This window comes from Ruminococcus sp. Marseille-P328 (assembly GCF_964249465.1).
In the GTDB taxonomy this organism is placed as follows: Bacteria; Bacillota; Clostridia; order Lachnospirales; family Lachnospiraceae; genus Blautia_A; species Blautia_A faecis.
The window spans coordinates 46530-65267 of the sequence record NZ_CAXUBQ010000026.1 but is presented as its reverse complement, the minus strand read 5'-3'; the positions used below and the strand labels follow the sequence as shown (position 1 = coordinate 65267).

At 45.3% G+C, this 18738-nt stretch carries 14 protein-coding genes, 2 tRNA genes and 1 pseudogene; 3 read left to right on the top strand and 14 right to left on the bottom strand.

Going from position 1 to position 18738, the window contains the following annotated elements:
* Window positions 1-165 precede the first annotated feature (165 nt).
* The 5 genes from ACESTK_RS16695 to ACESTK_RS16675 form a co-directional block, all read right to left on the bottom strand.
* Window positions 166-255, bottom strand: a tRNA-Ser gene (locus tag ACESTK_RS16695).
* A 130-nt stretch (window positions 256-385) separates the two neighbouring features.
* Window positions 386-471 (bottom strand) — tRNA-Ser (locus ACESTK_RS16690).
* Window positions 472-613: 142 nt separating this feature from the next.
* Window positions 614-1309 (bottom strand): 2-C-methyl-D-erythritol 4-phosphate cytidylyltransferase, encoded by a 696-nt coding sequence (gene ispD, locus ACESTK_RS16685; RefSeq protein ID WP_118583886.1) that lies wholly within the window; start codon window positions 1307-1309, stop codon window positions 614-616.
* Window positions 1309-2328 carry a tRNA (adenosine(37)-N6)-threonylcarbamoyltransferase complex transferase subunit TsaD gene (gene tsaD, locus ACESTK_RS16680; protein ID WP_373120292.1) on the bottom strand — a complete coding sequence of 340 codons (1020 nt, stop codon included), beginning with the start codon at window positions 2326-2328 and terminating at the stop codon, window positions 1309-1311. The genes ispD and tsaD overlap by 1 nt, the downstream gene beginning before the upstream one ends.
* Before the next feature lie 3 nt (window positions 2329-2331).
* Window positions 2332-3243: a ribonuclease Z gene (locus tag ACESTK_RS16675; protein ID WP_118583890.1), complete on the bottom strand. Its 912-nt coding sequence runs from the start codon at window positions 3241-3243 to the stop codon at window positions 2332-2334.
* A 267-nt stretch (window positions 3244-3510) separates the two neighbouring features.
* Between ACESTK_RS16675 and ACESTK_RS16670 the strand changes: the two genes are divergently transcribed.
* Window positions 3511-6099: a YfhO family protein gene (locus ACESTK_RS16670; RefSeq protein WP_373120291.1), complete on the top strand. Its 2589-nt coding sequence runs from the start codon at window positions 3511-3513 to the stop codon at window positions 6097-6099.
* 3 nt (window positions 6100-6102) lie between these two features.
* On the opposite strand, the pseudogene ACESTK_RS16665 reads toward ACESTK_RS16670, so the two are convergent.
* The 4 genes and pseudogenes from ACESTK_RS16665 to tsaE form a co-directional block, all read right to left on the bottom strand.
* A pseudogene (locus ACESTK_RS16665) lies at window positions 6103-6162 on the bottom strand (DUF6783 domain-containing protein); the annotation flags it as partial.
* Window positions 6163-6175: 13 nt separating this feature from the next.
* Complete coding sequence (rimI, locus tag ACESTK_RS16660) at window positions 6176-6616, bottom strand: ribosomal protein S18-alanine N-acetyltransferase (protein WP_118583894.1); 441 nt, start codon at window positions 6614-6616, stop codon at window positions 6176-6178.
* A 22-nt stretch (window positions 6617-6638) separates the two neighbouring features.
* The gene (gene tsaB, locus ACESTK_RS16655) at window positions 6639-7367 is read right to left on the bottom strand and encodes a tRNA (adenosine(37)-N6)-threonylcarbamoyltransferase complex dimerization subunit type 1 TsaB (RefSeq protein WP_173719273.1); all 729 of its coding nucleotides are present in this window, start codon (window positions 7365-7367) and stop codon (window positions 6639-6641) included.
* A gap of 56 nt (window positions 7368-7423) precedes the next feature.
* Complete coding sequence (tsaE, locus tag ACESTK_RS16650) at window positions 7424-7855, bottom strand: tRNA (adenosine(37)-N6)-threonylcarbamoyltransferase complex ATPase subunit type 1 TsaE (RefSeq protein ID WP_173772218.1); 432 nt, start codon at window positions 7853-7855, stop codon at window positions 7424-7426.
* A gap of 97 nt (window positions 7856-7952) precedes the next feature.
* Here tsaE and ACESTK_RS16645 point away from each other — a divergent pair, with 97 nt between their 5' ends.
* Window positions 7953-8471, top strand: coding sequence for a peptidylprolyl isomerase (locus ACESTK_RS16645; RefSeq protein WP_173717322.1), 519 nt, complete (start codon window positions 7953-7955; stop codon window positions 8469-8471).
* Window positions 8472-8588: 117 nt separating this feature from the next.
* Here ACESTK_RS16645 and ACESTK_RS16640 read toward each other — a convergent pair whose 3' ends face one another.
* On the bottom strand, window positions 8589-9245 hold the full coding sequence (locus ACESTK_RS16640) for a YigZ family protein (RefSeq protein WP_195380229.1): 657 nt from the start codon (window positions 9243-9245) through the stop codon (window positions 8589-8591).
* Window positions 9246-9489: 244 nt separating this feature from the next.
* Between ACESTK_RS16640 and ACESTK_RS16635 the strand changes: the two genes are divergently transcribed.
* A complete protein-coding gene (locus ACESTK_RS16635) occupies window positions 9490-12087 on the top strand; it encodes a PBP1A family penicillin-binding protein (protein WP_148463472.1) in 2598 nt (865 codons plus the stop codon).
* A gap of 221 nt (window positions 12088-12308) precedes the next feature.
* Here ACESTK_RS16635 and ACESTK_RS16630 read toward each other — a convergent pair whose 3' ends face one another.
* The 4 genes from ACESTK_RS16630 to ftsH form a co-directional block, all read right to left on the bottom strand.
* Window positions 12309-13250 (bottom strand): ROK family glucokinase, encoded by a 942-nt coding sequence (locus ACESTK_RS16630; protein WP_118583904.1) that lies wholly within the window; start codon window positions 13248-13250, stop codon window positions 12309-12311.
* Between the two features lie 148 nt (window positions 13251-13398).
* On the bottom strand, window positions 13399-14331 hold the full coding sequence (gene hprK / locus ACESTK_RS16625; protein ID WP_118583906.1) for an HPr(Ser) kinase/phosphatase: 933 nt from the start codon (window positions 14329-14331) through the stop codon (window positions 13399-13401).
* A gap of 259 nt (window positions 14332-14590) precedes the next feature.
* Window positions 14591-16456, bottom strand: coding sequence for an excinuclease ABC subunit UvrC (gene uvrC, locus ACESTK_RS16620; protein ID WP_148463474.1), 1866 nt, complete (start codon window positions 16454-16456; stop codon window positions 14591-14593).
* 66 nt (window positions 16457-16522) lie between these two features.
* Window positions 16523-18565 carry an ATP-dependent zinc metalloprotease FtsH gene (gene ftsH, locus ACESTK_RS16615; protein WP_118583910.1) on the bottom strand — a complete coding sequence of 681 codons (2043 nt, stop codon included), beginning with the start codon at window positions 18563-18565 and terminating at the stop codon, window positions 16523-16525.
* Window positions 18566-18738: the final 173 nt, after the last annotated feature.

Sequence of the window (18738 nt, the reverse complement as noted above, 5' to 3'; positions counted from 1 at the left end):
TTTTGAATGATGATTCGTTAAGAATTTTCGAGAATCGTATGTGTTTCACTGTTTAGTTATCAAGGTTGTTTCGCTGTTGTTTTCAAAACAGCTTGTTCATATTATCACATGTTCAAGTGTTTGTCAACAACTTTTTTGAACTTCTTTTGATTGAGAAATTCAAAACGGAGAAGGAGGGATTTGAACCCTCGCGCCGCTATTAACGACCTACTCCCTTTCCAGGGGAGCCCCTTCGGCCAGCTTGGGTACTTCTCCAAATTGCCCTACTTACTAAGTAAGTTCTTCATTAAATTGTTTGCTCTCTTGCGACAGCTTGTTTAGTATAACTGATGTTTCTTTATTTGTCAAGCACTTTTTAATTTTATTTTTTTAAGTGTTTAACAAGCGGAGAGAGTGGGATTCGAACCCACGCGCCCTTGCGGACAAACGGTTTTCAAGACCGCCTCGTTATGACCACTTCGATATCTCTCCATATATAATAATCAAACCAAAAACGCTTTGCACATCAGGAGTTATCCTTCACTCAAGAGGTTGTCTCTGTCAGTGCAAAACGTATTCTATCATTAAAACCTTTTTGTGTCAACAAGATTTTTTATTTTTTTCAAAAATTCATTCAATATCTCAAAAAAGCCTCTGCAATCGCCAGATCTTCTGGTGTAGTGATCTTGATATTCTGGTAGGATCCCTCCACAAGAAGGATCTTGGTTCCAGTCTCCTGCTCCACTACCATTGCATCATCTGTTACCCCTGTCATGTCCTTTTTGCGTATGCTTTCATAAGCTCCGCGAATCAGATCATATGAAAATATCTGAGGAGTCTGAATATTCCATACAATTTTACGATCTGGAGTCTCTTTAATATAGCCTGACGAGTCTGCCAGTTTCACAGTGTCCTTGGAGGGCATGCCCATTACACACGCATTGGTTCGCTTCACGGCCTCATATCCTCTTTGAACCATCTCTTCTGTGATAAATGGTCTTGCACCGTCATGAATGTACACGTAATCTGTATCCTGACAGCATAATAGTCCTGCATACACAGAATCATAACGCTCTTTTCCTCCTGCTGTCACCTTGCGCACCTTGGAAAAGCCATATTTTTTTACAATTTCCTGCTCACAGTAAGAAATCATCTCTTCCCCCGTCACCAGAATAATATCCTGGATCAGCGGACTCTCCTGAAAACAATGCAGGGAATAATACAGAACCGGCTTCCCTCCTATTTCCAGAAACTGCTTCTGTATTTTGCTATGCATTCTTTTGCCCTGGCCTGCCGCCAGAACGATTGCCGTACATCTGCCCTGCTCCATTATCTCTCTCCCAGTTTCAGGTTAGGAACTGCATTTAAGTCCCATCCATGGCGTGTTCCTTTGATATATTCGTAATAAGCTGCCACGCCGATCATCGCCGCATTGTCTGTACAAAAAATAGGTGACGGACGATAGAACTTATAGCCCCTCTTTTCACAAGCCTTAGTCATAGCTTCTCTCAAAGCTCCGTTGGACGCAACTCCGCCTGCAATAGCAATCTTATCCATATGATAATCTTTGGCAGCAAGCATTGTGTGCTCCACAAGTACGTCTACCACAGACTTCTGGAAAGAAGCCGCAAGGTCGGCACGATTGATCTCTTCGTCCTTCATCTGGGCATTGTTAATATAGTTCAATACAGCAGATTTCACGCCACTGAAGCTAAAATCATAAGGACAGTCTCCTAATTTTCCTTTCGGGAAAACAATGGCGTCCGGATTTCCCTCTCTTGCCAATTTATCTACCTTTGGTCCACCTGGATAACCCAATCCGATTGCACGGGCAACTTTATCAAAAGCTTCTCCCGCAGCATCATCTCTGGTGCGTCCCAGGATTTCAAATTCTCCATAGTCTTTTACGATTACAAGATGTGTGTGTCCGCCGGACACGATCAGACAAAGGAACGGCGGTTCCAGATCCGGATGTTCAATATAGTTGGCAGAAACATGTCCTTCTATATGATGCACTCCAACAAGAGGAAGCTTTTTCGCATATGCAATGGCCTTCGCCTCAGCTACGCCCACAAGAAGAGCACCTACCAGTCCAGGACCGTAAGTAACGCCAATTGCATCCAGATCATCCAGGGTCACATTTGCCTCGGAAAGTGCCTCTTCGATCACCTGATTGATTTTCTCAATATGTTTACGTGAAGCGATTTCCGGCACAACACCTCCATACAGAGTGTGAAGCGCGATCTGGGAAGAAATCACATTTGATAATATAGTCCTGCCGTTTTTTACTACAGAAGCCGCAGTTTCATCACAGGAACTTTCTATTGCAAGAATGAATGTATCTTTCATTTTTTAATCCTCTTCGAAATTCATTTCCATTGTTTTTCCGTCTTTGCCTGGATAAGCTTTTGGGAAAATATCCCGCACCATGTCCATATATTCATCTGGACGGATTAGAGACGGACTGTAATGAGTCAGCCACATTTCCCCTACATCAGCCTGCTTCGCCAGAGTAGCAGCTTCACGGAATGTCATGTGCTTATAGCCTTTTGCCTTCTCCAGCTTGTCATCCTCGCCGTACATCCCTTCGCAGATAAAAAGGTCTGAGCCAGACGCATTTTTCAAAATTGACTCGGTGGGTCTGGTATCTGTAGTGTAAGTAACCTTCAGTCCCTTTCTCGCAGGTCCCAGAACCATATCCGGAGTATATGTCACATCATCGGCTTCAATAGTCTGGCCTTTCTGCAGAGGATTCCAGTATTTCAATGGGATTCCCTGCTCACGGGCACGCTCCGGGGAAAATTTCCCCTGACGGAGTATCTCCAGTGAATATCCATAACAAAGTACATTGTGGTTTACCTTAAAAGCCGTGATCCTGTAACCATTAATCTCAAATACCTGTTCAGGTCCGTTAATCTCGATAAATTTCAGTTCAAAAGGAAGCTCCGGTGCGATCACGCGAAGTGCGTTCACTACTCTCTCAAGACCTTTCGGACCGATCAAGGTAAGCGGTTCGGTGCGCTCTGCATTTCCCATTGTAAGAAGAAGTCCAGGAAGTCCGCTGATGTGATCTCCGTGATAATGGGTAAAACAGATCACGTCAACAGGCTTAAAGCTCCATCCTTTTTCCTTAATTGCCACCTGAGTTCCTTCGCCGCAGTCAATAAGAAGACTGTGGCCGTTATACCGGGTCATCAGAGCAGTGAGCCATCTTCTTGGAAGTGGCATCATACCTCCGGTTCCCAGCAGACAAACATCTAACATATATTAAAATATCCTCTTTTCTTTATTCTCCCAAAACGTGTTTTCCAAATGCCTTCCGAAGCAAACTTATAACAGCATTTTTCAAACATGCTCTAGGAAAGTTTAACACAAGCAGTTTCCTAAAACAAGAGTCAGGTCTTCCCAATATGGAAAATCATTCAGAAATTATTAAGATGAAGCCGCTTGACAAACCGCTTACAATGTGCTTTCATAATTTGAACTTAACATTTGTTGCTGTTTTAAGCTCAGCAACAGAAAGGAATTATTATGATTTTCTGCAGCAAGCCTCAAAAATTCACCTGGCGAAACGCCATTACTCTGCTGCTTCTTCTGACAGCTGGCAGCATTCTCATCTTACTTCTGATACCCTCCGGTTCCTGGTTTGGCTCCGAGACAGACTGGTATTCCCAGCATGTAACCATTGCTGATTATATGAGAAAAAATTTTTATGCAACAGGAAGCCTGTTTCCGGACTTCACCGGACTTGGAGGCGGAACCAATTTCTTTTCCCTCTCCTACTACGGATTTATGCGCCCGGATGTACTGATTTCCTATCTTTTTCCCCATGTGGAAATGGAATGGTTTATTCAGGGATATGCAATATTTGAAATCCTGCTTGGAGGCGGACTTCTTTATTACTGGCTGCACAGGAAGGGTTTTTCGGATTTTACCAGCTTTGCATGCGGCTTTTTTTATCTTAGCGCAAACTGCTTTTTCCAGGCGCACAGACAGATCATGTTTGTGAATTATCTGCCATTTCTTTTACTGGCTTTCCTCTGCCTGGACCGGATTTTTGAGCACCAGGAACAGGACGTGTACCACATCCGTCCCCATATCGGACTGATCCTTTCCCTGTTTTTCTGCATTTTGCATAGCTTTTACTTTTTCCCATCCTGCTTTCTGGCATGCATCCTTTATATCAGCCACCTGCTGCCGGAGCATCTGAAAAATGTACCCGCCAGAATGCAGAAAAAACGAAAATGCAAAATATGGTGGAACTATATTGTGGACGTGTCTTTTGCCGTATCCATGAATCTCTTTCTCCTGCTTCCCACCGGTCTTTCCATCCTTGGAAATAAAAAGGATACCGGTGATTCCACTTCCCTGTTAAAAATCCTGGGAGTGAACCCCACACTGGACAGCATCCTATACAGTCCTTACGGCTGCGGACTCACTCTTTTTTGTCTGTATGCACTGTTTCTGTGCATACGGGAAAAGAAAACCCGAAAACTGGCAATTGCTGTTTTTGTACTGCTGTTTTTTGACATTTTTTACTGGATTTTAAATGCCACTTTATATGTAAGGCCCAAATGCCTGATCCCATTTCTGCCTTTGATTCTTTACCTGGCTGCACAGGCTCTTGAAGGCCTCAGGCTGAAAAAAATACGCCACAGTCTGCCACTGGCTTTGCTTTGTGCAATTCCGGTTATCGTACAGCTTATTTTCCTTTTACATAATCAGCAGATCCGGCACCTGGTCACAGCTGATCTTGTGCTGCTTCTTGTCTGTGCTTCCCTTGGCGTTTTTCTGGAGGAAAAAGAAATCACGATACCATTCAGCTGCTGGTGGATAAATCTTGGAGGACTTGTACTTTTGCTTGCGATTCCTTCTATGCTTTATCTGACAAAAGGGCAGGAAGAGCATTACGCCACAATTGCAGACGAATCCAGGGACTATTTTTCCTGGGAGGATCTGGAGGCGTGCTGTGAAAATCCTCAGGCACGGTTCGATGTGATCGAGCACCCATCCAACAATTCAAACTACGTGATCACCGGGGAGCAGAATAAAAGTACCTTGTATTCTTCTATTTCCAACAGCACTTACAATACATTGCTGTACGATATCCTGCAAATGCCCATCAGCATCCGCAACCGTGTTGCCATGACAGCTGATGTAAATCCTTTTCAGGAATATCTGATGGGCGTCCGGTATATTCAGACAAAAGCAGATAAAGTTCCAGCGGGCTACAAGACCCTTCTGGAAAAAGACGGGCATATACTGGCAGAAAACAGCAATGTGCTGCCTATTGCTTATGGAAGTACGACTCTGATGACAGAAAGTGAATATGATAAGCTTTCTTATCCGCAGACACTGGATACCATTACTAATCGCACAATAGTGCCGGATTCTCCTGACAATTCAGAGAATGCCAGTGATCTTTCTGCCGCTTTTTTGCCATACGCTTCTCAAATGAAGGAATATTCCCTGCCTGCCGATTTTCTTGATCACAAGACTTCAAAAAAAAGTGAAACCGTCCGCCGGGAACTGCCGGAAACACTGCCGGCATCCACTATTCTGCTGCTCTCTTTTGACGTAAAATACAATGGGGAAAAGGATATGTCCATTACCATAAACGGCATCCGAAACCGTCTTTCCGGCTCTGAGGCTCCTTATCCCAACAATAATGATACCTTTTATTATATGATTTCTTCTAATGAGGATATGGATGCTCTGGATATTATGTTTTCCAGAGGAGAATATAAGCTCACAAATATAAAAGCCTACACCCTTCCATTAAGCCTGCTTTCCCATCCGGGGCTGGTAACTTTTCAGGAAAAAGAAATTTCCGGGAAAGAGATTCTAAACGGTAGTATTGCTATGCCGAAAGATGGATATTTCGTAACCTCCTATACGTTCTCCAAAGGATACATTGTTCGTGTGGATGGGAAAGAAGCTGCACCGGTACAGGTTAACAAGGCGTTTCTTGGTTTTCCGTTACAAAAAGGGGCGCATGAAATCCAGATTGAATTCCATGCGCCCGGTAAGTCACTTGGGGCTGCACTCAGCCTTGTGGCATTTGTGCTTTTGATTTTCTACAATGTAGCGTATGGGCTCAGGCATAAAATCATGCGATAGACCATGACTGAAGCATGTTTGAAAAAGGCTTTCTGCAAGATGTGCGTCACATTTTGCGAGAATGAGAAGTTCTCACTTATCCACGCGGATGCCTAGTCATAAGCAGAGCATCTTCCACGGGATCCGTATAATATTTCTTGCGGATCCCGTCTTTTGTAAATCCCATTCTTTCATAAAGACGGATGGCAGTCCCGTTGCCTGTACGAACCTCAAGATGGATCGTGGTAACTCCCTGCTGTTCAGCAAGCCGGATCAGACTGTCCATAAGGAAATGCCCAATCCCCTCTTTCTGCCTGTCCGGGCGCACTGCAACATTGGTAATGTCGCCTTCATCCAAAACCATGATCAGGCCACAGTAAGCCAGGATTTCTCCTTTCTCTTCCACTACAAGGAACATGGCATCCTTGCGGGTCAGATAAGTAAAAAATCCCTCTTTCGTCCATGGCGGGGAAAATAATTCGTTTTCAATCTTCATGACCTGATCCAGATCATCTACCAGCATTTCACGAAGAACCATACTCTGACTTCTCCTTTTCTTCTCAGCTGTTTTTTTCAGAAGCTTTCTCTTCCTGCAGCTTCTGGGCGCGCTCACGCTCTGCCTGGGAAACTCTCAGGTATTCTGGAACATGCTCCATAGCAGTCACTACTTTACCCTCTTTCACATAAATCCCGCCAAGGGCTGCCACTGCAGCTGCTCTTTGCTTATTCACATGGGCAGGTGCAAAAGAATATGGAACCTTCAGGTTCTCCTGGATCATTTTTCCAAAAACAGGCACGCCATCACCAAGGAATACTACCTCTTCCCCTCTCGCATTCAATTTCTCAATCATCTCAGCCATTGGAACTGCCATCTGAGCTTCTACCGTTACCAGCTTATGCTCCTGAAAGCGGTAGATTCCTGTATAAACCTGACTTCTTCTTGCATCCATAATCGGACAGATCAATGCTCTGGAGTCATACAAATTATATGCCAGTGCATCCACAGTAGGAATTTCCACCAGAGGCTTTTTCAACGCAAGACCAAGTCCCTTGGCTGTAGCAGAACCGATACGAAGTCCTGTAAAAGAGCCTGGTCCGGCTGCCACTGCAATGGCATCAATGGTATCCAGATCCAGCTCTGTCATCTTCACCAGCTCGTCCAGCATAGGAAGAAGTGTCTGGGAATGTGTCTTTTTATAATTAACTGTATATTCCGCAATCAGGTTCTCGTCCTCCACTATTGCAACAGAAGCGACGATTCCTGAGCTGTCAAGTCCTAAAATCTTCATTTTTACTCCTTACTCTCCCCACTTTTGGAGATTTTCTAATTTTTCTGCCACTTAATCTATTCTGGTAATCCGGTTACTGTGATCTTACGATAATCGAACCCTTTTTCCAGATTTTTCTCAATGGTAATCTCAATGATCTGCTCTGGCAGGATTTCTTCGATCAGATTAGCCCACTCAATGAGGCAGATTCCATTTCCGTAGAAATAGTCATCATAGCCGATCTCTTCCATCTCCTCAATGTCCCCGATCCGGTACACATCAAAGTGGTAAAATGGCATACGGCCGCTTTCATATTCCTGAATAATGGTAAAAGTCGGACTGTTTACAGGCTCTGTGATCCCCAGTCCTTCTGCCACTCCCTGGGTAAAAACGGTCTTACCTACCCCAAGATCTCCTACCAGTGTGTATACCTGCCCGGGAAGAGCCTTTTCCCCGATCCATTTGCCGAAAGCGAAGGTCTCTTCGGGGCTGAATGTTTCTTTTATCATAACTTTACAACTCCTTTTTACTTGCAGAATTGCTCTTTGCATATTATAATAGAACGAATAACGAAATACAATACTTTTTGAAAAAGGAGATCAAACTATGGCAAATCCAGTTGTTACCATTACTATGGATAACGGAGATGTGATCAAAGCAGAGTTATATCCGGAGATTGCACCAAATACTGTAAATAACTTTATCAGCCTTGTTAAAAAGGGATTTTATGACGGACTTATTTTCCACCGTGTTATCAACGGCTTCATGATCCAGGGCGGCTGCCCGGACGGAACCGGAATGGGCGGTCCTGGATACAGCATCAAGGGTGAATTTGCTCAGAACGGTGTGAAGAATGAGTTAAAACATACCGAGGGCGTTCTTTCCATGGCAAGAGCCATGCATCCGGATTCAGCAGGAAGCCAGTTCTTCATCATGCACAAAAATGCTCCACACCTTGATGGTGCTTACGCTGCTTTTGGTAAAGTGACCGAGGGCATGGATGTGGTAAACCAGATTGCTGAGACCGACACTGACTACAGCGACAGACCACTTGACGAACAGAAGATCAAATCCATGACAGTTGACACCTTCGGCGTAGATTATCCAGAGCCAGAGAAGTGCTGATTATTTATGCTCTGCAGACAGACTGATCCAGAGCATGTTTAAAAAGCTTTCAAAAGAACTTTATCCCCTGCATCTGTGGAATGTTTATTTTCCAGATGCAGGGGTTTTTGTTCTCTTTTAATGGTCAAACACCTTTATTTTGCCTTCCACATCTGCGAAATAAAGCTCCTTCTCTTTGTCCATCTTTATACGTCCGCTGGTGGCTTCTGTGATCACCTTCTGGATTCTTCCAATCTGGTCATTTGGCACAAGAAGATGCATGATCACCTTGTCTGTGTACTCCGTGTCAAGGACCGGAAGCTGATTCTCTGCTGCAATATACTGCAGCTTGCCGATAGCCGTGTAATCTGCAGTCAGTGCCAATGAAATCCCATGGTGCTTCTCTATCACCGTACTCTCCCCCAGGCCAGCCTGCACTGCTCCGGAATAGGCTCGCACAAGTCCGCCGGTACCAAGGAGCACACCGCCAAAATATCTGGTCACAACTACCGCCACATTATAAATATCTTCCCCCAAGATCACATCCAGCATAGGCCGTCCTGCAGTTCCTGACGGCTCCCCGTCATCACTGCACCTAGTAAACTCCCGATGTTCTCCAATAGAATAAGCATAGCAATTATGTCTGGCATCCCAGTATTTCTTCTTCATTTCCTCTATAAAAGCAAGAGCGTCCTCCTCTTTTTCCACCAGGCGCACCGTCGCAATAAACCGGGATTTCTTCTCCGTAATCTCCCCCTCGCCTCCTGCATAGATGGTCTTATAATTTTCCCGCATACGGAAACCTCCAAAAACTCATAATAAAATAAAGATAACAGCTTGTTCTTCCTCATTTGCTATAGTGTAACATGAATTGGCTTTTCTTTCCAGTCTTGTAAAAGGATGCTGTTCACCTTACTATTCACTGATACCGTTCCGCGAGGTGTTTTTTGTGAACAAAGTTCACAGAAATATTCGATTTTAGGGTTTATTTACGAACCTGGATTTGATATAATAGAACGGATTATAAAGGAGGTTTATCATGAACTACGGAAAAAAATCGGCCTCTAAGAAACGGAATTCTCTTATTTCCCGCTCGTCCATGATGGGAAAAAGGGCACATGTTTCGTTTATCAGAGTCCTTTTCATCGGCCTGATCGCCCTGTGCGTTGCAGTGTCCAGTCTTGGAATTGGTTCCATTCGTGGAATACTTGCAAATACGCCGGACGTAAATGAAGTGGATATCATGCCTCTTGGTTATGCCACTTTCCTCTATGACTGCAATGGTAATCAGATTCGTAAGCTGGCAGCACCTAATGCCAACCGACTTCCGGTTTCCATTGACCAGATTCCGGAGGATCTGCAGCATGCAGTAGTGGCTATCGAGGATGAGCGTTTTTATGAGCATAATGGAATTGATGTAAGAGGTATTCTTCGTGCTGGTGTGAAAGCACTTACTACCGGAAGCTTTTCCGAGGGTGCAAGTACCATTACCCAGCAGCTTCTGAAGAACAACGTTTTCACCAACTGGACCAACGAGTCTACACAGGTGGAGCGATTTACACGTAAGCTTCAGGAGCAGTTCCTTGCCGTTGAGATTGAGAAAAAGATCGGCGACAAGAACGTGATCCTTGAGAATTACCTGAATACCATCAACCTTGGTGCAGGTGCATACGGTGTACAGGCTGCTGCCCGTCAGTACTTTAATAAAGATGTGTGGGATCTGAATCTTTCCGAGTGCGCAACTCTGGCAGGTATCACCCAGGCTCCTACCAAATACAACCCAATCGAGAATCCCAAGGAAAATGCAAAGAGACGTAAAGAAGTTCTTGACCATATGCTGGATCAGGGTTACATCACTCAGGAGCAGTATGACGATGCTATTAATGATGACGTTTACACCCGCATTCAGGAGGCACAGGCTTCTAATACACAGTCTTCCAGCAAGACATACTCCTACTTTGAGGACGAGCTTACTAAGCAGGTTATCAATGATCTGATGAATATCAAGGGATACACCAAGACACAGGCACAGAACCTTCTGTATAGCGGTGGTCTGAAGATCATGACTACCCAGGATCCGGACATTCAGAACATTGTGGATGAGGAATATTCCGATCCATCCAACTATCCGGATTACGTACAGTACGCACTTGATTATGCCCTTACCGTGAAACAGCCGGATGGACAGGAAGTAAACTACAGCAAGGAAATGATGAAGCTTTACTTCCAGAATGAGGATCCGTCTTTTGATCTTTTGTTTGATTCCCAGGACGAGGGACAGACTTATGTAGACCGTTATAAAGCGAATATTCTTGCAGACGGAAGCACCGTTGTTGCAGAGCGTGTAAGCTTTGCCCCCCAGCCTCAGTCAGCAATGACGATCATTGACCAGCATACCGGATATGTGAAGGCGATCATTGGCGGACGTGGAACCAAGACTGCCAGCCTTACCCTGAACCGTGCTACAGACAGTACCCGTCAGCCAGGTTCTACATTTAAGATCGTATCCACCTATGCTGCAGCCCTTAATGAGAAGGGAATGACGCTGGCTACCACTTACGAAGACCAGCCAATCACCTACGACAACGGCGCACCGGTCAATAATGCAAGCGGCAGCTTTAATGGTACCACTACGATCCGTACAGCGATCCGTAATTCTGTCAATACCGTTGCAGTTCAGTGTTTTGAGGATGTAACCCCTGAGCTTGGTCTGAAATACCTGGACAACTTTGGATTTACTACACTGGCGCATGGTACAGAAGCGGATACCGATGCCAATGGCAATGTTTACACAGATGCCAACCTGCCTACAGCACTTGGCGGTCTGACCTACGGTGTTAAGAACGTAGAGCTTTGCGCCGCATACGCAGCCATTGCGAACGGCGGTAATTATATCAAACCGGTTTACTACACCAAGATTCTTGATCACAACGGAAACGTACTGATTGAGAACAACTCTGTAGGACGCTCCGTCATTAAGGAAACGACTGCTTATCTTCTTACAAGCGCCCTTGAGGATGTAGTTCAGAATGGTACCGGTACAGCCTGCCAGCTTGATAATATGGCAGTTGCAGGTAAGACAGGTACTACAGATGCGTACAATGACCTCTGGTTCGTAGGATATACACCATATTACACATGTGCAGTATGGTCCGGTTACGACGGCAACCAGAAGATACCGGAAGGTGATGCACGTAATTTTCACAAAACGTTATGGCGTAAGGTCATGAACCGAATCCATCAGGGAATGGAATACAAAGACTTCGAAGTTCCAGATGGTATTGAGCAAATCAGTATCTGTGCTGATACAGGACTTCTTCCGAGAGTTGGCTGCCCGGTTACAGAGGAGTACTTTGATGTAGGAACCATGCCTACAGAGTACTGTGACCAGCATTTCTACGAATATGACGAGAGTCAGGATGAAGATATGGAAATCTACGATGTAAATGCCACTCCGACTCCAGATCCGGAAAATCCGGACGGCACAGACAATACAGATGGCAGCGGCGGTGACGGCACTGGCGGCGATGGTACTGGCGGTGACGGTACCGGTGGCGACGGTACCGGTGGCGGTGATATCCAGTATCCAGATGAAAGCGGCGGAGATTCTGGTAATGATGATATTTATTATTACTAAAAAGCTTTCAGCTGACAGTCAGTTATAAACAATTAAAACTGCAGTTTTCGTTTCCAGAAAGCTGCAGTTTTTTTCTGCCAGAATAATAACTGTTCAATGCCGGGAGCGGTGAACCATAGATACAAAGAAACGCCTTGCACAGAGTCTGCTGGATTCAGCAATCCTCTGCACAAGGCGTTTCCTGATTTTATGTATTATAAAATTCTCTGGATGATCGGAAATCAGTCTTTGATCACCATACGGGCTGCACCATAGATACCGGCATCATTTCCAAGGCTTGCAAGAATGATCGGAGTACTCTTGCAGGATGGAAATGCATATTTCTGATAGTACTTCTGGATACAGTCTGTAAGAGGTTTACCTGCTTTGGATACACCGCCGCCAATTACAATTGCTTCCGGGTCTGTTACACATGCAAACACGGCAAGTGTGCTTCCAAGAATGTCGCCAACCTTCTCCATAGTCTTAACAGCCAGAGCATCGCCCTCCTTGTAGAAGTCAAGAACATTCTTAGCAGAAAGCTTCTCTACATGACGCATCTTGCTGTCCTCCTGGCTCTCCTCCAGAATGTCATTTGCCACACGTACAATTCCGGTTGCAGATGCATACTGCTCCAGACATCCGTGATTACCGCAGTTACAGGGGCGAACTTCATTGTGATTGACACATGCATGTCCAATCTCTCCACCGGCACCGTGATAACCTGCGATGATCTTGCTGTCGATGATGATGCCGCCGCCAACACCGGTTCCAAGTGTTACCAGGATTACGTTCTTGGCCCCCTCTGCAGCACCCTTCCATGCCTCACCGAGAGCTGCGATATTGGCATCATTGGCTGCCTTTGCCGGAAGACCTGTAAGTGCGCTTAATTCGCTTGCTACGGCCTTAAAGCCCCAGTGCAGGTTAACTGCCATAGGAACTTCACCATTCTCATTAACAGGTCCTGGAATGCCGATTCCAACACCGTCTACATTATCCTTTGTGATTCCTCTCTCATCCAGCTTCGTCTTGATTGCATCTGCAACATCCGGCAGGATTGAAGAACCGTTATTCTCCAGTCTTGTTGGAATCTCCCACTGCTCAACCAAAGTTCCATTCGTAAGAAACAGACCGCATTTTACAGAAGTTCCTCCTACGTCAATACCAAAACAATACATACCCATTGTAAATTTCCATCCTTTCTGATCTATGAATTACTATTCTATGCATTACTGTTCTATGCATTACCGTTCTATGCATTACCGTTCTATGCATTACTGTGCCTTAAAGCCTGTTTAAAAAATTATTTCAGCAATCTGCACACTCTGATTTTTATTCTTCTCTTTTTTTGGCAATATTCGCCTGAACACGCTTGTACAGCTCCTCAGCTGCATTGTAGCCCATCTTCTTCTGTCTGTGGTTAACGGCTGCAGACTCAACGATAACAGCCAGATTACGTCCCGGACGAATCGGAAGGGAATGGCATACGATCTTGTTTCCAAGATACTCCGTATACTCCTCATGAAGTCCCAGACGGTCGTACTCCTTGTCGCGGTCCCACTCTTCCAGCTTGATAACAAGATCCACAGACTGGGTATCCTTAACACTCTCAACACCAAACAGGGTCTTCACATCAATAATACCAATACCACGAAGCTCAATAAAGTGACGTGTAATATCCGGTGCGGAACCAACTAAAGTGACATCACTCACCTTGCGAAGCTCAACAACGTCATCACTGACAAGACGGTGACCACGCTTGATCAGCTCAAGAGCCGCCTCGCTCTTGCCAATACCACTCTCGCCTGTGATCAGGACACCCTCGCCATAAACATCCACAAGCACACCGTGAATGGAAATACAAGGAGCCAACTGGACGCCAAGCCAACGGATGATCTCTGCCATCAGACTGGACGTCGTTCTCTCTGTCACAAATGTAGGTACATTATATTTGTATGCAAGATCGATCATATCCTGTGACGGTCTTGTCATAGTACTGAAGATGACACATGGAATCTTGCTGGAGATAAAACGCTCGTACTTGAATGTGCGCTCCTCATCGCTTAACTGCATCAGATAAGTATACTCTACATATCCGATGATCTGAACACGCTCGTTTGCAAAATGCTCCAGATATCCTGTAAGCTGCAAAGCCGGACGATTTATTTCTGCTGTCTTCACATAAATCTCTGTAAGGTCAATATCAGGCGTCAGGTTGGTCAGATTCAGTTCCTGCGCCAGCTTGGTAAGCTGTACACCCTTCATGCTTTTATCTCCTTTTTCTCTAATGAAGTCCTTCCCACATAAGCAGTTCCCTGCAGTTACAAGATTCCTCATAATAGGTGAAAACTGTTATGCAGTCTGTGCAGGTTTCTTTGCACTGCACATAGAAATTATATACATTGCCAAAAATCCACACTTATCTGTATTATACACAATTTTTTCTGTAACTTCAATGTCGAATCTTGTTAAAACTGTTACTGTTCGCTCTATTCACAGTAACACGCTTCACGATGCACAGAAATCATGCATTCGTATGATTTGGCGCTCTATGAAAAAACTGATAGACAGCCTCCGCGCTCTGTACATTCATAGACTCTGTCTGACTTAATTCTTCCACAGAAGCATCCCGGATATTCTCAACAGACCGGAATCTTCTCATAAGAGCCTTTCGCCTGGTCTCGCCAATTCCCGGAATATCATCCAGAACGGAATGTACCTGTTCTTTGCTTCTAAGGGAGCGGTGATACTCAATGGCAAAACGGTGAGCCTCATCCTGGATCCTGGTTACCAGATGGAAACCCTCACCAGAAGTATCAATGGGAATTTCAACATTATTGAAATACACCCCTCTGGTTCGGTGGTTGTCATCCTTTACCATACCACATACCGGAATATCAATTCCAAGCTCTCCAAGAACCTTCCGTGCAATGTTTACCTGGCCACGTCCGCCATCCATAAGGATCAGATCCGGAAGAATGGAAAAGCTGTCGTATTCGCCCTTGGATTCATGGGTAAAACGCCTTGTAAGCACCTCTTCCATGCTGGCGTAATCGTTAGGTCCCTGCACCCATTTGATCTTGAATTTTCGATAATCGCTTCGCTTCGGCTTGCCCTTTTCGTAAACCACCATGGAACCAACGGACTCAAACCCACTGATATTGGATATATCGTAGGCCTCCATACGCACAATATCCTTAAGCCCCAGCCAGTCCTCAATCTCCTTCACCGCGCCGATCGTACGTCCTTCTTCACGCTTGATCCGTTCTCTGTCTTTGGAAAGGACCATCCAGGCGTTTTCCTTGGCAAGCTCCACCAGCTTCTCCTTTGTTCCCTTTTTCGGTACACGGATGTGAACACGCTGTTTACGCCTTGCCGTCAGCCAGTCTTCAATGATTTCCCCATCTTCTATCTCTGTCTGCATCATGATTTCCGCCGGAATAAAAGGCGTTCCTGCATAAAACTGCTTCAGAAAGCTTGACAAAACCTGTGCTTTGGTATCGCCTCTTGCCACACGGAGAAAAAAGTGATCTCTGCCGATCAGCCTGCCGCCACGCATAAAAAACACCTGCACAACTGCATCCTGCTCCCGGAGATCTTCACTTTCATCCATGGCAACTGCAATAATATCCCTGTCCTCTTCCCCATAGGTAGTAATCTTCTGTCGTTCTCCGATCCGCCTGATACTGTTGATTAAATCACGATATCCTGCAGCATCCTCAAAACGCATCTCCTCTGAAGCAGCCATCATTTTTTCAGTCAGTTGATCGATGGTCTCCTTGTAATTTCCATTAAGGAAATGAAGTACCTGTCCAATGTTCTGCTTATACGCTTCCTCACTTACATTTCCCTGGCAGGGGGCCGTGCACTGCTTCATATGATAATACAGACATGGACGGTCTTTGCCGCAGTCACGGGGCAGATTACGGTTGCAGGAGCGCACCATATAAATCTTGCGGACCAGCTCGATCACGTCTTTCACAGCTGTGGAGCTGGTATAGGGTCCGAAATATTTCGCCTTGTCCTTTTTCATGGTGCGGGAAAAAAGGACTCTGGGATAGGGCTCGTTTACCGTCACTTTAATGAATGGATATGTCTTATCATCCTTCAACATGGTGTTGTATTTCGGACGGTGCTCCTTGATCAGGTTGCACTCCAGTACCAGCGCCTCCAATTCAGAATCGGTGACAATATACTCAAATCTGGTAATGTGAGTGACCATCTGCTCAATCTTTGCACCTTTGTTTCGGCTGCTCTGGAAATACTGACGAACACGGTTCTTCAGACTGACCGCCTTTCCCACATAAATAATCTCATCCTTTTCCCCATGCATAATGTAGACACCAGGCTTACCGGGCAGCTTTTTTAACTCTTCTTCAATCAGGAACATAAAAACTCTCCTTTGTTGAAAAGAACCGGGAAAACATGTCTCCCGGTTCTGATGTTTTATCCTATATTATCTGTATTGTTCAATTACAGGAACGGCAATAGCAGATTCCGCTGTCTCTGTGTCCGCATTTGCCTCATCCGTTTTATCCTCTGCTTTCACAGCCTCATCCAGCGCCTTCAGCCCTTCTGCATCCAACACATCTGAAACTTCCATTCCCTTCTCCACTGCGCGGAAAATGATCATAAATTCCTTACCGGTAATGGTCTCCTTGCGGATCAGATAAGCAGCGATCTTGTCCAAAGCCTTTCTGTGGCTGCTGATCAGGCGCTTCGCCTCCTCATAAGAAACACGAAGCAGCTCCATAACCTCATGGTCAACTTCGGTAGCTGTATTGTCACCGCAATTAAGCACTGCACGACCATTCAGATACTGATTCTCCTGAGTTGCAAGACCCATCAGACCAAACTTCTTGGACATACCATACTGGGTGATCATAGCACGTGCAACCTTGGTGGCCTGCTCAATATCATTGGAAGCACCAGTTGTCACACTGTCAAAAACGATCTCCTCAGCAGCACGTCCGCCAAGATATCCGACCAGCATAGCTTCCAGTTCTTTCTGGGTATTCAGATATTTCTCTTCTTCCGGAACCTGCATAACGTAACCAAGTGCGCCCATAGTACGAGGTACAATGGTGATCTTCTGTACCGGCTCGGAATCCTTCTGAAGGGCACTTACCAGTGCATGTCCTACCTCATGATAGGATACGATACGGCGCTCCTGGGCACTTAAAATACGGTCTTTCTTCTCTTTTCCAACAAGAACCACCTCAACAGACTCCAGAAGATCCTTCTGGGAAACTGCGTGACGGCCATTCTTAACAGCCAGGATAGCGGCCTCATTAACCATATTGGCAAGATCAGAACCAACGGCACCGGATGTGGCAAGGGCAATTGCCTCGAAATCAACGGTATCGTCAAGCCTTACATTCTTCGCATGAACCTTCAGGATATCAATACGTCCTTTCAGGTCCGGACGGTCAACGATAACACGGCGGTCAAAACGCCCCGGACGAAGAAGTGCCGGATCCAGTACCTCCGGACGGTTGGTAGCTGCCAGGATCAGAAGTCCCTTGGAAGTATCAAAACCATCCATCTCTGCAAGCAGCTGGTTCAAAGTCTGCTCACGCTCGTCATTACCTCCACCGTAATGGGAATCACGGCTCTTTCCAATGGCATCAATCTCATCAATAAATACGATACACGGCGCATTCTTCTTGGCTTCCTCAAAAAGATCACGGACACGGGAAGCACCTACGCCAACGAACATCTCCACAAATTCTGATCCAGAAAGGGAAAAGAACGGTACATGTGCCTCCCCTGCAACAGCCTTGGCAAGAAGGGTTTTACCTGTACCCGGAGGTCCTACAAGCAGGGCGCCCTTCGGCAGTTTAGCACCAATTTCCACGTATTTGCCTGGATTGTGAAGAAATTCCACAACCTCCTGCAAGGATTCCTTGGCCTCATCCTGTCCGGCAACATCCTTAAATGTGATTCCGGTCTCTTTCTGTACATACGCCTTGGCGCGGCTTTTCCCAACGCCCATCATACCACCGCCGCCTTTGTTCATGCGGCGCATGAAAAACATAAGAAGCACAAACAGAAGCACAGACGGTAAAAGTACGCTAAGCATCATTGCCATAAATTCTCCGAAAGCATCCGGCGGCTCAGATTTAAAAATAATACCGGTTCCTTCCAGACGTTTGGTAAGGGCAGTCTCATCTTCTGTCAGATTGGTGTAATAACTGATCTCCTGATAAGGATTCACCTGCTTCTTCGGCACGATAGTCAGATTATCGGACTGAAGTGTAACGGATTTCACTTCATCGTTATTCACCATATCAATAAACTTATCATACGTAATCTCACTGGAATTATCCTGCAGCATATTGGTAAACAGGCTGAAACACACCAGAGTAACCAAAAGACATATCAGAAAAGCCAGAATGGACTGATGATTTTTCTTATTGCGGTTAGGATCCTGATCTCTTCTTGGATCCCCTTTATCAGGGCGGCGTCCGCCTTGATTGTTGTCCAGATTATTATCCATTTCATTCCTCCTTACTATCTTTTCTATTATAAAGATAAAACGCAGATAAATCAACCTGGATATTGTGAAAACCCTCTGAATTTTTTTGAAAAAAAGTCAAAAAAATTCACATCAGAAAAATAAATAGATACTTTTTTTACGGCGCGAACTGTAGTATACTAGAGCGTGATTGA

Excerpts from the sequence above, each read along its gene's own strand:
- ispD (WP_118583886.1), bottom strand. The coding sequence starts at position 1,309 with ATGGAGCAGGGCAGATGTACGGCAATCGTTCTGGCGGCAGGCCAGGGC.
- tsaD (WP_373120292.1), bottom strand. The coding sequence starts at position 2,328 with ATGAAAGATACATTCATTCTTGCAATAGAAAGTTCCTGTGATGAAACT.
- ACESTK_RS16675 (WP_118583890.1), bottom strand. The coding sequence starts at position 3,243 with ATGTTAGATGTTTGTCTGCTGGGAACCGGAGGTATGATGCCACTTCCA.
- ACESTK_RS16670 (WP_373120291.1), top strand. The coding sequence starts at position 3,511 with ATGATTTTCTGCAGCAAGCCTCAAAAATTCACCTGGCGAAACGCCATT.
- rimI (WP_118583894.1), bottom strand. The coding sequence starts at position 6,616 with ATGGTTCTTCGTGAAATGCTGGTAGATGATCTGGATCAGGTCATGAAG.
- tsaB (WP_173719273.1), bottom strand. The coding sequence starts at position 7,367 with ATGAAGATTTTAGGACTTGACAGCTCAGGAATCGTCGCTTCTGTTGCA.
- tsaE (WP_173772218.1), bottom strand. The coding sequence starts at position 7,855 with ATGATAAAAGAAACATTCAGCCCCGAAGAGACCTTCGCTTTCGGCAAA.
- ACESTK_RS16645 (WP_173717322.1), top strand. The coding sequence starts at position 7,953 with ATGGCAAATCCAGTTGTTACCATTACTATGGATAACGGAGATGTGATC.
- ACESTK_RS16640 (WP_195380229.1), bottom strand. The coding sequence starts at position 9,245 with ATGCGGGAAAATTATAAGACCATCTATGCAGGAGGCGAGGGGGAGATT.
- ACESTK_RS16635 (WP_148463472.1), top strand. The coding sequence starts at position 9,490 with ATGAACTACGGAAAAAAATCGGCCTCTAAGAAACGGAATTCTCTTATT.
- ACESTK_RS16630 (WP_118583904.1), bottom strand. The coding sequence starts at position 13,250 with ATGGGTATGTATTGTTTTGGTATTGACGTAGGAGGAACTTCTGTAAAA.
- hprK (WP_118583906.1), bottom strand. The coding sequence starts at position 14,331 with ATGAAGGGTGTACAGCTTACCAAGCTGGCGCAGGAACTGAATCTGACC.
- uvrC (WP_148463474.1), bottom strand. The coding sequence starts at position 16,456 with ATGTTCCTGATTGAAGAAGAGTTAAAAAAGCTGCCCGGTAAGCCTGGT.
- ftsH (WP_118583910.1), bottom strand. The coding sequence starts at position 18,565 with ATGGATAATAATCTGGACAACAATCAAGGCGGACGCCGCCCTGATAAA.